The organism is Pacificispira sp. (assembly GCF_965228185.1).
Taxonomy (GTDB): domain Bacteria; phylum Pseudomonadota; class Alphaproteobacteria; order UBA8366; family Aestuariispiraceae; genus Pacificispira.
Genome location: NZ_CBDDHE010000006.1, coordinates 799,955 through 813,680, shown reverse-complemented (window position 1 = coordinate 813,680; position 13,726 = coordinate 799,955). Strand labels below are relative to the sequence as shown.

The 13,726-nt window shown below is 64.6% G+C and carries 11 protein-coding genes and 1 other RNA gene; 2 read left to right on the top strand and 10 right to left on the bottom strand.

Translation table 11 applies throughout. The features are described 5' to 3' along the window. Window positions 1-42 precede the first annotated feature (42 nt). The 6 genes from ACO06O_RS14485 to ACO06O_RS14460 form a co-directional block, all read right to left on the bottom strand. Window positions 43-1,491: a DUF4139 domain-containing protein gene (locus ACO06O_RS14485; RefSeq protein ID WP_421881052.1), complete on the bottom strand. Its 1,449-nt coding sequence runs from the start codon at window positions 1,489-1,491 to the stop codon at window positions 43-45. A gap of 1 nt (window position 1,492) precedes the next feature. Continuing rightward, window positions 1,493-2,215 (bottom strand): type 1 glutamine amidotransferase, encoded by a 723-nt coding sequence (locus ACO06O_RS14480; RefSeq protein ID WP_421881048.1) that lies wholly within the window; start codon window positions 2,213-2,215, stop codon window positions 1,493-1,495. 27 nt (window positions 2,216-2,242) lie between these two features. Continuing rightward, window positions 2,243-2,842, bottom strand: a complete 600-nt coding sequence (recR, locus tag ACO06O_RS14475; RefSeq protein WP_421881044.1) for a recombination mediator RecR — start codon at window positions 2,840-2,842, stop codon at window positions 2,243-2,245. Between the two features lie 199 nt (window positions 2,843-3,041). Then, window positions 3,042-3,365 (bottom strand): YbaB/EbfC family nucleoid-associated protein, encoded by a 324-nt coding sequence (locus ACO06O_RS14470; RefSeq protein ID WP_421881041.1) that lies wholly within the window; start codon window positions 3,363-3,365, stop codon window positions 3,042-3,044. Window positions 3,366-3,413: 48 nt separating this feature from the next. Next, window positions 3,414-5,330 carry a DNA polymerase III subunit gamma/tau gene (locus tag ACO06O_RS14465; protein ID WP_421881038.1) on the bottom strand — a complete coding sequence of 639 codons (1,917 nt, stop codon included), beginning with the start codon at window positions 5,328-5,330 and terminating at the stop codon, window positions 3,414-3,416. A 73-nt stretch (window positions 5,331-5,403) separates the two neighbouring features. Next, window positions 5,404-5,985 (bottom strand): TetR/AcrR family transcriptional regulator, encoded by a 582-nt coding sequence (locus tag ACO06O_RS14460; protein ID WP_421881035.1) that lies wholly within the window; start codon window positions 5,983-5,985, stop codon window positions 5,404-5,406. Between the two features lie 91 nt (window positions 5,986-6,076). On the opposite strand from ACO06O_RS14460, the gene ACO06O_RS14455 reads away from it, so the two are divergent. Continuing rightward, window positions 6,077-6,718: a glutathione S-transferase family protein gene (locus ACO06O_RS14455; RefSeq protein ID WP_421881031.1), complete on the top strand. Its 642-nt coding sequence runs from the start codon at window positions 6,077-6,079 to the stop codon at window positions 6,716-6,718. A gap of 27 nt (window positions 6,719-6,745) precedes the next feature. Here ACO06O_RS14455 and ffs read toward each other — a convergent pair. After that, window positions 6,746-6,842, bottom strand: an RNA gene (gene ffs, locus ACO06O_RS14450) — signal recognition particle sRNA small type. A 554-nt stretch (window positions 6,843-7,396) separates the two neighbouring features. Next, the gene (locus tag ACO06O_RS14445; protein WP_421881028.1) at window positions 7,397-9,001 is read right to left on the bottom strand and encodes a 5-guanidino-2-oxopentanoate decarboxylase; all 1,605 of its coding nucleotides are present in this window, start codon (window positions 8,999-9,001) and stop codon (window positions 7,397-7,399) included. Between the two features lie 281 nt (window positions 9,002-9,282). Here ACO06O_RS14445 and ACO06O_RS14440 point away from each other — a divergent pair, with 281 nt between their 5' ends. Further along, the gene (locus ACO06O_RS14440) at window positions 9,283-11,706 is read left to right on the top strand and encodes a GcvT family protein (protein ID WP_421881025.1); all 2,424 of its coding nucleotides are present in this window, start codon (window positions 9,283-9,285) and stop codon (window positions 11,704-11,706) included. A 465-nt stretch (window positions 11,707-12,171) separates the two neighbouring features. Here the strand turns inward: ACO06O_RS14440 and ACO06O_RS14435 are convergent, their stop codons facing one another. Together ACO06O_RS14435 and ACO06O_RS14430 are read right to left on the bottom strand one after the other, a co-directional pair. Beyond that, window positions 12,172-12,459 carry a GIY-YIG nuclease family protein gene (locus tag ACO06O_RS14435; RefSeq protein ID WP_421881022.1) on the bottom strand — a complete coding sequence of 96 codons (288 nt, stop codon included), beginning with the start codon at window positions 12,457-12,459 and terminating at the stop codon, window positions 12,172-12,174. Between the two features lie 335 nt (window positions 12,460-12,794). Further along, the gene (locus ACO06O_RS14430) at window positions 12,795-13,646 is read right to left on the bottom strand and encodes an alpha/beta fold hydrolase (protein ID WP_421881019.1); all 852 of its coding nucleotides are present in this window, start codon (window positions 13,644-13,646) and stop codon (window positions 12,795-12,797) included. Window positions 13,647-13,726 lie beyond the last annotated feature (80 nt).

Sequence of the window (13,726 nt, the reverse complement as noted above, 5' to 3'; positions counted from 1 at the left end):
ACTAATCGGCGAGTCGCGCCGGGGAAAGAGGCGAACAATCCCTTACGGCTGCACCCGTACGGTATAGCGCAGGACGGTTTCGCCCTTGGCCGGGATGGCGACGTTCCAGACCGCGCTGCCGGCATCCCGCGAGGCGGGTGCCAGGCTCGATTCGGTAATGTCCCAGCCCTGCGCCGACAGATAGTCGGTCAGTTCCACCGTCACCGCCTCGTCCCGTCCGTTCTTCAGCGTGATCTCATGCGTCGCGCGATAGGGGTAGAGATGGCGGTGCTCGGCGACGCCGGTCGTCTCGTAATCGACGACCTGGCGTTCGACGGTGACATCAAAGGCGCGGCCCAGTTGCAGTTCCGCCTCTTCGCCGACCGGCATATGCGCCAGTCGGTCTTCGCCCAGGATGACGCGCGGGGCAGTGTCGGAATCCTCCGCCAGCGCGCCATAGACGCGGACAGGACCGGCGGGCAGGATCTTCGCCAACGGCCCATCCTCGGCATTCTCGAACCGGATGGTGACCTCGGGCCGCAGCCCGTCCTGCAGCCGCATCGGCTGACCCGGATGCACCAGGCCCGATCCGGACAGGCGATAGATTTTCTCGGCCGGCACCGTCACCGGCGCCAGCAGCACTCGGCGCACCGTTTCGCCCGCCGGAAGATCGACCCGGCCATCGACGTCATAGACATGCACGTCGCCCAGGCTGGCCGATTGCGGCGGCGGGGCCGCGCGCGGTGCGGATTTCATCGATGCGGCACCGTCCATCGTGGCCATGGCCATCATTTCGGGCCGGGGACCGCCATAGGCGCGGTTCGTTTCGCCTGCGACCAATCGGATCGCGGCGTCTTCGAACTCGGAATCGGTGCCGTTGGTGATCTGATACTGACCGCTGAGCACCAGCCCGGATTCGTCGGGCAGCAGCACCGCCTCGTAATCGGCGGACCAGGCGAGATTGGGCGCGACATAGCCCAGCGTGACAGTGTGGCTGCCCGCACCGGCGGCGGTCGTTGCGGTGACTTCCAACCCGCCCGTCATGCCTGCCGGCAGGCTGTCCAGGGCAAGGCGGCCGTCCGGCATCGCCTCGAACCGGTCGTCGACTTTCAGGACAATCCCGCCGTCGACATTGACCAGCGTGCCGCGGATTTCGCGCTCCGCCCCGCTGTCGCCCGTCGGGACAAGCCAGGTGACTTCCTGCCCGATCGAGCGGCGCAACAGGCTTTGCGGCGACAGGTCGTCCTGGCGGATGCGGATGCTGTCGGCAGGGGTTCCGCCGACGGCGACCGACAGGGTCGACCAGTCGAGCGATTGCGGCAGGCCGGGCAGGGAAATGCCGTCCCCGGCACCGGTCAGGTCGGCCATGCGGGTTTCGCGGATCACCGACAGGCCGTCGGCATAGACGGAAATCGCCGCGCCCGGCGCGGGGTCCGCCACCGATTGCGCAACGGCGCCCGTGGCGGCGGACAGGGTCAGGGCGGCGGCCAGCAATCCATGTTTCAGCGGCACGTCACAATACTCCCGTGGCTTTCAGAAAGTTCGCGATCAGCAGCGGCGAATCCGGGGTCGGGGCATAATGATCCGCGATCTCCTTGGCGCGCGGGCCCCAGGATTCGGTCATACAGCCCGCCGTGGCCTCCGGATGAAACTGGACGGACATCCAGTTGCGCCCGAAATCCAGGGCGCAGGCCGGCATGCCCGGCGCGGTGGCCAGAACCTCCGCCCCGGCCGGGACGACGGGGACATGTTCCTCGTTCCCGAAATGGAAGCGCGGGACGATCCCGTCGAACAGCGGGCTCAACCGTCCGGCGTCGGTCAGCGAGATCGGGAAGGTTCCGACCCGCGCGCCGTCCTCCAGCATCTCCACCGGCGCGCCATGCACCACTGCCATCATTTGATGTCCACCGCATATGCCAAAGACGGGCGGGCCGTCTTCTTTCCGTCGCAGCGCGGTCAGCCAATCTTTCAGATCGGCCTGCCAGGGCAGTTTGTCATGGACCGAATGGAAGCTGCCGCCGATGACGATGGCGTCGGCCTCCGCCGGATCCGGCAGCGGGTCCCCGTAACAGATGCGCCGTCCTTCGAAATCGATCCTGTCCGACAGTTTCAGATCGGCCAGCATCCGTTCGAACCAGTGAATTTCATTGTCGCCGCCGGGCTGATTGGCGAAGACCGCCGGATCGTACCGGCCCGGCGCCCCCATTTGGGCCAGGAAATACAGTTTCTTCTTCAAGACGATCCGTCCCCAGAGTCCGAGGTTCTAGTGCTGCCCGACCGACTGCCGCGCTTTCAGGGCGGTGGCCAGGGTGCCGTCATCCAGATAATCCAACTCTCCGCCGACCGGCACGCCGTGCGCCAGGCGGCTGACCTTCACGCCCGACGGCTCCAGGCGCTCGGTGATGTAATGGGCGGTGGTCTGCCCGTCGACGGTCAGATTCATGGCCAGAATCACTTCGGACACCGATTTTTCCGGCCCCACTCTATCCAGCAATGTGGCGATATTGAGGTCTTCGGGCCCGACCCCGTCAATGGCCGAGAGGACCCCGCCCAGAACGTGATAGCGGCCCCTGAAAATGCCCGTCCGCTCCAGCGCCCAAAGGTCGGCGACCTGCTCCACGACGCAGAGGGTCGCGGCATCGCGCGCCGGATCGCGGCAGATCGAACAGGTATCCGCCGTGTCCAGATTGCCACAAGTCGTGCAGGTCCGGATCTTCTCCGCCGCCTCGGCCAGCGCCATGGCCAGCGGCTGCATCAGGCTTTCCTTGCGCCGGATCAGCAGCAGCGCCGCCCGCCGCGCGGAACGCGGCCCCAGGCCCGGAAGCCGCGACAGCAATTGGATGACCCGCTCGATTTCCTGCATGGATAAATTCTCACCCCGGTCTTCCTGCGGCCGCAGGAAACTTCGTTGTCCTGACCCCGGCGCCTACCCTATGAAGGCTCCTGCTTTCGCAGGAGCACGAGTTTGGGCGTGCCGGATCGGTATTTCTCTCACTGCCGCATTCCTGTGAAAGCAGGAATCTTCTTTGTTTCCTCTCGATCCCCTCCGCGCGCCCAAATGATCAGAACGGCAGTTTCATGCCCGGCGGGAGCTGGATGCCGCCCATCAGTTTCTGGGTCTCTTCGCGCATCTTCTCGTCGGCCTTGTTCTTGGCGTCGTTGATCGCGGCGACGATCAGGTCTTCCAAGACCTCGCGGTCATCCGGGACGATCAGGGATGGATCGATGGACAGGCGGCGGACCTCGCCCTTGCCGGTGACGGTAACGGAAATCAGGCCACCGCCGGACCCGCCGTCGATTTCCAGCGCCTCCATCTGCTCCTGCATTTCCTGCATGCGGGTCTGCATTTCCTGGGCCTGTTTCATCATGGCGCCGAGATTTTTCATCGCGGTATCGCTCCTTGCCTCTCGTTCGGGGGCGGACCCCCGCATGGGTTAAAGATCGTCTTCGTCGTCCGGATATTCATCCGGGTCCATCGCCGGCGGCAGGCCGTCATCGGGCAGGGCTTCCGCCTCCGCCAACGCTGCCGCAGGGTCCGGTTCATTACCGGTCACGCGGGTGATCTGGGCGCCGGGAAAGGCCTTCTTGACCGCCTGGATCAGCGGGTCCTGTTCGGCTTTCGTGCGCCGGTCCTGCTCCGCCTGGGCCTCCTGTTCGGCCAGTGTCGGCGCGCCTTCCTCGTTGGAAATCGTGACGATCCAGCGCAGGCCGGTCAGGTCGGACAGTTTCTTGCCCAACTCGCCATGCAGGTCGCGCGGCGCATTCCGGCCCGGCCGGAATTCCAACCGCCCTGGCTCGACCCGGACGGGATGCACGTCGCGTTTCAGATGGGTCGCCAGGCGCGGTTCGCGCTTCTCTTCGAACAGGGTGACGATTTCCAGGAAACTTTTCGGTGCATTGGCGATGGCCGGATCGGCCTGCGGCGCGGCTTGGTAGGCGGTTTCAACCGCGCGCTGCGCCTGTGCGCCGCCCCGGATCAGGGTGGGTCCCGGCAAGGCCGACGCCTGCGCGCCGCCGCCACCCCCACCGCCCGCGGACGGCCCGGTCCCGCCGGTACCGGGCTGGAAGTCCTTCAATTTCTCGATCAGATCGCCCGGCGTCGGCATGTCGGCCAGATGGATCAGGCGGATCACGACCATTTCCGCCGCCTGGATCGGCGACGGCGCGGCGCGCACCTCGCCCAGACCTTTCAGCAGCATTTGCCAGGCACGGGTCAGGATCGGCAGCGACAGGGCCTGGGCCATTTCCCGGCCGCGCGTCCGTTCAAGCTCCGCCGTCGTCGGCCGGTCGAGCGCTTCCGGCACCAGGATGGCCCGGGTCAGGAAATGGGTCACGTCCAGCAGGTCTTCGATCACCACGGCCGGATCGGCCCCGACGCCATAAAGCTGTTCCAGCAGCGCCAACGCGCCCGGGGCGTCGCCCTTCATCGCGGCGTCGAACAGATCATAGATCCGGCTGCGGTCGGCGAGACCCAGCATGTCGCGGACGCGCTCGCCCGTCACCGTCCCGGCGCTGAGCGCGATGGCCTGGTCCAGGATCGACAGGCCGTCGCGCACCGACCCGTCGGCCGCGCGGGCGACCATGCCCAGGGCCTCATCCTCGATGCCGACGCCTTCGCGCTCCGCCACCGACTTGAAATGCGCGGCCAGCTGGTCGACCGGCACCCGGCGCAGATCGAAGCGCTGACAGCGGGACAGGACCGTCACCGGAACTTTGCGGATTTCGGTCGTCGCGAAGACGAATTTCACATGCTCCGGCGGTTCTTCCAGCGTCTTCAGAAGCGCGTTGAACGCGTTCTTCGACAGCATGTGGACTTCGTCGAGCACATAGACTTTGTAGCGCGCCGAGACCGGCCGGTACCGGACGCCGTCGATCAGTTCGCGGATATCGTCGACGCCGGTACGGCTGGCGGCGTCCATTTCGATGACGTCGACATGGCGGTCGCCGGCGATGGCGGTGCAATGCTGACAGACACCGCAGGGGCTGACGGTCGGTCCGCCATTGCCGTCCGGGCCGATACAGTTCAGCGCCTTGGCGACGATGCGCGCGGTGGTCGTCTTGCCAACGCCGCGCACGCCGGTCAGCATGAAGGCCTGGGCGATGCGCCCCGCCTCGATGGCGTTGGTCAGGGTCCTGACCAGTGCTTCCTGGCCGATCAGTTCGGCAAAGTTCGACGGCCGGTATTTCCGCGCCAGAACGCGATAGGCCTCGCCATCCTTCTTGGACGGCGCGGAAGCGGCGGGGGCCGCCGGTTGCGGCGGTTCGTCCAGCCCCAGACCCGGCCCGGGCGGCGGGCCGTCCGCGGCGGAATCGTCGCTGTCGAATGGCGGGTCTTCGGTGGCGTCGGTCATGGCCGCATATTCGCAAGGCGGCCCCGTCCGCACAACCGCGAAACGCCTTGGGCGGCCATCGGGCGGCCGCGCCTCACTCCGCCGCGCCGCCGCGCGACGCGGCCCGCTTGGCGGCGGCCAGAATCCGGTCGGACAGGGCCGGGTCGTTGACCGCGCGGCTCAGAACCAGCCCGCCGACACAGGCTGTCAGCGCCGCCAGGGCACGGTCGGTCGCCTGGTCGTCTTCCTCCCGGCAATCGCGCCGGTCGATCAGCCCGCCCAGCCGCTGGGATATGGTGGCCACATAATCGGAAAAGGCGGATTTGACCTTGTCCCCCGACCGCGCGATCTCCGGCGACAGCGGCGGGACGGAACAGCCTTCCTCCACCAGGTCGCGATGGGCCGGTGACAGATACCGGTCGACGAAATCGTCCAACCCGGTGAACCGCATCCGCCGGTTCATCTCGACCGGGGTTTCGGCCAGGTCGGCCAGCACCTCGACGAACAAATCTTCCTTGCCCTTGAAATGGCCATAGAACCCGCCGCGCGTCAGCCCGGCCTCCGCCATGATGGAATCGATGCTCGCCTCGCCATAGCCTTTGCGGTTCATCTCCCGCCGGGCGGCGCGCAGGATGCGCTTTCTCGTACGCTGGCGATGTTCGGGCGCATAGGGCATGGCACAGTCTCCATAATATGATGTTGAACATATTATGCCGCCGGCTCAGATAGGACCAGTCCCGTCGCATTCCGCCCCGGAGGAAGAAGTCATGACCCTGCGCCTGTTCGGCATTCCCGAAAGCTCCTATGTCTGGACCGCCCGCATCCTGCTGCAGGAAAAGCAGGTGCCCTACGACCTTTCGATGGCGGGGGCGACCGGGCTGATGGACATGCACAAATCGCCGGATATCGACCGCCACCCGTTCCGCAAGATCCCGATCCTGGAACATGACGGGCGCCGGATTTTCGAGATGACGGCGATCTGCCGCTATATCGACACGGTCTTCGGCGGCCGCAAATGCACTCCGGAAGATCCCTATGAGGCGGCGATGAACGACCAATGGATCAGCGTCATTGCGTCCTATGTCGATCGGGCGGTGATCCGCCGCCTGGTTCTTCCCAACGTCATCGGTCGCATGACCGGGAAGAAGCCGGATGCCGACAAGCTGAAACGCGCGGCGGAGGATGCGGACCATGCGCTGGGCGTGCTGGAACCGGTCTTCGCCGCCAGGAACTACTTCCTGGGCGACACGCCGATGACCGCCGATTTCTTCCTGTGGCCGATCCTCTATTACATGAAGCGGCTGCCGGCCGGTGCGCGTCTGTTGCGCAAGCACACGAACGTGTCCGGTGTCCTGGAAAACGCCATGACCTATCCCAGCTTTGCCGCGACGATGCCGAAGGCAGGCTGACCGGTACCGGTGATGAAAGAGGAAGGCGGAAGGCCGGCGTTAAGCGACCCGGGCGAAAATCTCGTTACGGCTGCTTCCTTCCGGACCTGACCGGGTTGGCGAGGCGCCCGTCCGCCGCCGACCTTCCTGGCGCGGTATATCGTTCATCCGGGCTTTTCTTGCAAGCCCGGGGATTCAGACGGGCCCATTTGGGAAGCCCTGCCGGTTCCTCCCAATCGGTTATGGCTCGATCCGACGGATCGGTGAAACCGGCGTAGATTGCGGCATATGTTCCGATCATGAAGAATGCGAACAGTCCATAGAGCAACCAGTACAGCCAGGGTGCATCTGCAGACACCAAGACGACGATCGGGGAAATCAACAGCAGACCCCTAAAATCGAATAGGGCGCAGATCAGGTCTCTAAGTACCTTCCCGGTTGTCCACATGCCCTACGAAATGTGAACGCATTCCGGTTTCTTCAAGCGAACCTCGTATGGAGTTTCGAAGCACTCTCCGCATTTCTGTGAAAGCAGGAGCGCCCATTAGCCCGGTCGTCACCCCGGCGAAGGCCGGGGTCCCGGGGGAACAGGCACCCGCTCTGCCGAAGGCCCTGGATTCCGGCTTTCGCCGGAATGACGGAGATACCCAACCCGCGTTGTGACGACAGCAGGGGCCTATGTGAAACCGAGCGCGCCGATCAGTCAGGCAAACCCGGAATCCCGTCCCGTACCTCAACCAGCGTCGGGCCTTTCGCGGCGAAAGCCTCCTTCAGCGCCGCGCCGATGTTTTCGGCGGCGCTGGGGCGGGCATAGGACCAGCGGAAGGCCTTGGCGAGGGCCTCGAAATCCGGCGGTTCGGGGGTGACGCCGACGGTCTGGATGCCGCGGTTCACCATGTCGTCGCGGATCTGACCCAGGGCGCGGTTGTTCCAGACCAGGGCGACCAGATTCAGCCCCAGTTCCGCCGCGACCGCCATTTCCGGCGCGGTATAGAGGAAGCCGCTGTCGCCCGCGACGGCCAGGACGGCGCGGTCCGGTGCGCCGATCTTGGCCCCGGTCGCCGCCGGCAACGCATAGCCCAACGTGCCGTAGCCGGACGGATAGAGGAACCGCCCGCGCGGCGGCAGGGTCAGTTTGGCGATGGCGGTATAGATCACCTGGGTCATGTCGCCGACCACGATCCCGTCGTCGGGCAGCGCGGCCTCGATCTGTTTCAGAACCGCGATATGGCGGGCCTCGATTTCCGGCAGATAGCCGTTGAACTCGGATTTGCGGTATCCGTCGGCCCGTTCCGCCCCATCGCGCTCATCCGCCATCGGGCCCAATGCGTTCAACAGAGCCTCGGCGGCCAGCCCGGCATCCGACCGGATCGCCACCGCGGTACGGTGCCGCTGGTCGAATTCCGACGCGTCGATGTCGATTCGGATCAGTTTTTCAGGCAGAGAGATCCGGTCGTTATAGCTGTCGTTGCCGGACAGTTCCGTGCCGATGGCCAGCACTACATCCGCATCGGCGACGATCTGCTCGCCCAGGGTGGACAGCATAAGGCCGCCCAGGAACAGCGGGTGGTTCGACGGCAGCACATCCTTGCCCGCCACCGTGCCGACGACCGGCGAATCCAGCCGTTCGGCCAGCCGCATGATTTCGATCGCCGCGCCGCGCGCGCCGCCGCCGACCAGGATCAGCGGACGCTGGGCCTCGGCCAGCAGGGTCGCGGCCTCTTCGATCTCTTCCGGGTCCGGGCCGGGCTTCACCGCGAGGGGACGGGGTTTCCACTCGCCCCGCACCCTTTCCGCCAGCATGTCGAGGGGCAGCGAGATGTGAACCGGGCGCGGGCGCGCGGCTTCGAAGACGTTGAACGTCCGCTCGATCAGCGCCGGGACGGCCTCCGGGTCGCGCGGGGTTTCGGAAAAGGCGCAGAGCGGCCGGGTCACCGCCGCCTGATCAGTAATCTCGTGCAGGCAGCCATAACCCTTGCCCAGCGTGTCGCGCGGATTCTCGCTGCTGACCACCAGCATCGGCACGCTGTCGCTGAAGGCCTGGCCCATCGGGGTCGCGCAATTGGTCACCCCGGCGCCGGTAATCAGGAAGCAGACGCCCGGCTTGCCGGTCACCCGGGCATAGCCGTCGGCCATGAAGCCCGCCCCCTGTTCGTGACGGGGCAGGATGTGGCGAATGCCGCTGCCCGCGAACCCGCGATAGAGTTCCAGATTGTGCACGCCGGGGATGCCGAAGACGGTGTCGACGCCATACTCCTCCAACAAGCGGACGACGGCCTCGCCACAGGTCGGTCGGAAATTCATGCTGGCTCCTCCCTTATATCCGGTCTTCTGTCGCGGACTCTAGCCGCATCGCCGGGCCGTTTCCAAGCCCGATCCTGCATCGTCGACGCGGCCGCGAACCGTTTCGGCGCGGCGGATGAAACGGGCTGTCCAATTGGTAAGTTCAGATAACAAGTGACGGGGAAAGTCGCTTTAAAATCAGAGAAATAGAAAGATTGATGTCAACTGTTGTCAGGCATCGACACAATCTCCTAGCATCCCTACACCATAAGGCCATGGCGGGAAGCGGAGGCGAGCCGGAAATGCGGGAACATGCACGTGTGGTGGTGATCGGCGGCGGGATGATGGGCTGCGGCCTGCTGTATCATCTGGCTCAGGAAGGTTGGACCGACAGCCTGCTGATCGAAAAGGGCGAGTTGACCTCCGGCTCCACCTGGCACGCGGCGGGGCAATGCCCCAGCTTCATCGCCGACTACAACATGGCGAAGATCCACCATTACGGAAACACGCTCTATCCCAAGCTGGAGGAGATGACCGGTCAGTATGTCTCCTGGCATGGCTGCGGCGGGCTGCGCTTCGCCACCAACCAGGCGGAGATGGACTATTTCAAGAAGGTCGAAGGCGTCTCCAAGTTGATCGGCTTCCGCATGCAGGTGATCGGCCCGGACGAGATCAAGGCGATCAATCCGCATGTCGACACGACCGGTGTGCTGGCCGCCGCCTGGACCCTGGATGACGGTCATGTCGATCCGGCCGGGTGCTGCAATGCCCTGGCCAAGGGCGCGCGCGACATGGGCGCGGAGATCGAACGCCACAACCGGGTCCTGGACGTGAAGCAATTGCCGTCAGGCGAATGGCAGGTCGTCACCGAGAAAGGCAATGTCACCTGCGAACATGTGGTCAATGCGGGCGGCTGCTATGCCCGGCTGATCAATCAATGGGTCGGATCCGACGTGCCGATCACCAATATGAAGCATCATTACATCGTCACAGAACCGATCCGGGAATTCCTGGAAGCGGACACGGAAATGCCGGTGATGCGCGACCCCTATCCGTCGGCCTATTACCGGCAGGAGCAGAAATCCGGCCTGATCGGCATTTATGAGACCGAAGGGGCTGAGGAAGCCTGGGCCGATCGCGGCGGTCATCCCGAATGGGACAGCGAGAACGAGCTGTTCACCGATGAGCTGGACCGGATCAGCCCCTGGGTCGAGAGGACCCTGGAACGCATGGGCATCTGGGCCGAAAGCGGCATCAAACGCATTGTTCACGGGGCCATTCCGCATACACCGGACGCCAATCCGCTATTGGGTCCGACAGGCGGTTTGCGGAATTTCTGGCAATGCTGCGGGTCGTCCATCGGCATCGCCCAGGGGGCGGGTTGCGGCAAATATCTGGCGCAGTGGATCGTCCATGGTGAGAGCGAGATCAACATGGCCGATCTCGATCCCCGTCGTTTCGGGCGCTGGGCTGACGCGGATTATGTCCGCGCCCGGTCGATCGAGGATTACGAGCACATGTATATCCTGCACCTGCCCGGCGAAGAACGCCCGGCGGGACGGGGCAAGCGGCAATCCTCGCTCTATGACGCACTGAAACAGGCGGGCGGCCTCTACACCACCGCCTCCGGCTGGGAACGGGTGAAGTACTATTCCGCCGACGGGTCGGAGGAAGAGGCCGGCTTCCGGCACAACAACGCCTTCCATGCGGTCGCGGCGGAATGCCGGTTGGTTTCGGAAAATGTGGCGCTGGCCGATCTGTCCTCCTTCGCGAAATTCGATGTCACCGGCCGCGACGCGGGCGCGATGCTGGACCGCGTCTTCGCCAACCGCATGCCGCGCAAGACCGGCGGGATCGCCCTGGCCCATATGCTGAACGACGACGGCGTGATCGAGGGCGAGGCGACGGTCACCAAGCTGGCGGAGGATCGCTACTACATCCTGTCCGCCGCCGCGGCGGAGGTCCGCGACATGGACTGGCTGACCCAGCATGCCGCACCGGGCGAGGATGTGACGGTCACCAACATTTCGGACGATTACGGCAACCTGGTCATTGCCGGTCCGAAATCGCGCGATGTGCTGGCGCGGGTGACCGATGCCGACCTGTCGAATGCCGGGTTCCGCTGGCTGACCGCGCAGGAAATCGAGATCGCGGGTGTTCCCGTCCGGGCCCTCCGGGTCAATTACATCGGCGAACTGGGCTGGGAACTGCATTGTCCGATGGCCGGCATGCCGGCGGTCTACGAAGCCTTGATGGCGGCGGGCCAGTCCGACGGGATCGGCCATTTCGGCACCTATGCCGTCAACGCCATGCGCATGGAGAAAGGCTATAAGGGCTGGGGCTCCGAACTGACCAACGAGATCACTCCGGTCGAAGCCGATATCGAACGCTTCGTGAAGCTGGACAAGGATTTCACCGGCAAGGCCGCGGTGCTGCAACGCAGGCAGGACGGCGCCCAAGGCAAGATCGTCTATCTGGAGTTGGAAGCGGGCGACAACGACACGACCGGCGGCGAGGCGATCACGGTCGGCGACACGGTGATCGGTCTGACCACGTCCGGCGGCTACGGCCACCGGACCGGCAAGAGCCTCGCCTTCGCCTATGTTCAGCCGGATTACGCCGCACCGGGCACGGAAATGACCTGCTGGCTGCTGGGCGAAGCCCGTAAGGCCACGGTCCTCGCCGATCCGGTCTATGACGCGGGTAACGAAAAGCTACGGGCGTAACGGGGGCTTGGGGGCACGGCCACAGGCAGAAATCCTGCCTGTGGCCCTGGATTCCGGCTTTCGCCGGAATGACGGCAAAAGGCGCGTTAGAAAGGATTTCAACGCGGAGTCCGCAGAGTTTCCGCTGAGATCGCAGAGGCCCACGGACTAGCCCTGGAGTCTTCGACACACCAATGCTTCGTCACCCCGGCGAAAGCCGGGGTCCAGGGGGCTCGGCACAAACCCTGCTTGTGGCCCTGGATCCCGGCTTTCGCCGGAATGACGGCAGAAGGTGCGATGAATTGGACCTCAACGCGAAGTCCGCGGCGTTTCCGCTGAGATCGCAGAGGCCCACGGAGTAGTCCTGGCGTCTTCGGCGCACCAAAACTTCGTCACCCCGGCGGAAGCCGGGGTCCAGGGAATTGGGCACGATCCTGCATACACCCCTGGATTCCGGCTTTCGCCGGAATGACGGGTCATGATTGTCTAGAACAGAGAGTCGTACAGGTCGCGCCATTGTGGGTTGGTCTTTTCGATGAGTTCGATTTTCCAGGCCCGCTTCCATTCCTTGACCCGTTTCTCGCGAAGGATTGCCGCCTCCATCGTATCGTGTGACTCGGCGTAGACGAGCCGGTGAACGCCGAACTTCTTGGTGAAGCCTTCTGCAACCCCGTTCCGATGCTCCCAAATTCGCTTCGGCAGGTCCGAAGTGACACCGACATAAAGGGTGCCGTTCCTGTCGGACGCGAGAATGTAGACGCATGGTTGTTTCATCCGACCACCCTAACCAGTCCGTCACCCCGGCGGAAGCCGATGTCCAGGGGGATCGGCACAAACCCTGCCTGTGGCCCTGGATTCCGGCTTTCGCCGGAATGACGGCAAAAGGTGCGTTAAAAAGGATTTCAACGCGGGGTCCGCAGAGTTTCCGCTGAGATCGCAGAGCCCCATAGAGTAGCCCTGGCGTCTTCAGCGCACCAACGCTTCGTCACCCCGGCGGAAGCCGGGGTCCAGGGGGATCGGCACAAACGGAGCCTTTGGCCCTGGATTCCGGCTTTCGCCGGAATGACGGGGTGAGCATTTGCGCGCGTTTAATCTGGTGGAAGGTTCGGTCAAACCGGATGCCGGTCCAGAAATGCGGTGATCAGGCGGGCGATTTCCTCCGGCTGGTCCTCCATGGCGAAGTGACCGCAATCGGGAACGATGTGCAACGTCGCGCCGGGAATCGCCGCGTGGAGTTTTTCCGCCCAATGGGTCTTCTGCCAGGCATCGTCCGCGCCCCAAAGGATCTGAACCGGGCGGTCGCCCAGCCGGTGCAGGTCGGGGGTCAGGTCGTCGGTGTAGCGCGGGTCGTAATGGGCGACCTGATGGGCGAACAGGCTGGCCTGGCCGATCGTGCCGGCGATGATCTCGACATAAGCGTCCAACGGGCCGTCGGTCAGCTTCTTCTTGTCGACGACCGTGCTCAAAAGCCAGTCGCGGAAATGAGCGCGGTGATCGGCGTCGGGTTTGCGGATCAGCGCGTCCAGCCCATCGCGCATCTGCTGGCGGGTTCGTTCGGACGGCCAGGAATCGAAACTGACCGAATCGATCAGGGTCAGCGTTTGGACCATGCCGGGATGCGCCAAGGTGAAGCGCTGCGCCACCGCGCCGCCGATGTCATGGGCGACGATATGGGCCGCGTCCAGGCCCCAATGGGCCATCAGACCTTTCAGGACCGGGACCTGACCGGCGACGGACGTGTCGGCTTCCGGCGACCACGGGCGCTCCGACAGGCCGAAACCCAGCAGGTCGAACAGGTGAACCGCATAGCCTGCGGCGTTCAGGGCGGGCACGACATCGCGCCAGATCAGCGACGAGGACGGCGTGCCGTGGATCAGGACCAGCGGCACCCCCTCGCCATAGGTGGCGCAGGCAATGCGGTGATTGCCGATCAGGACATTCTGGTGGGCGAGTGAATACAAGGCGACCTCCATTTGTGGGACGCCCCGTTGTAGACCGAAAGGATGAATGACAAAAACGACATGATACGATAAAGATCATC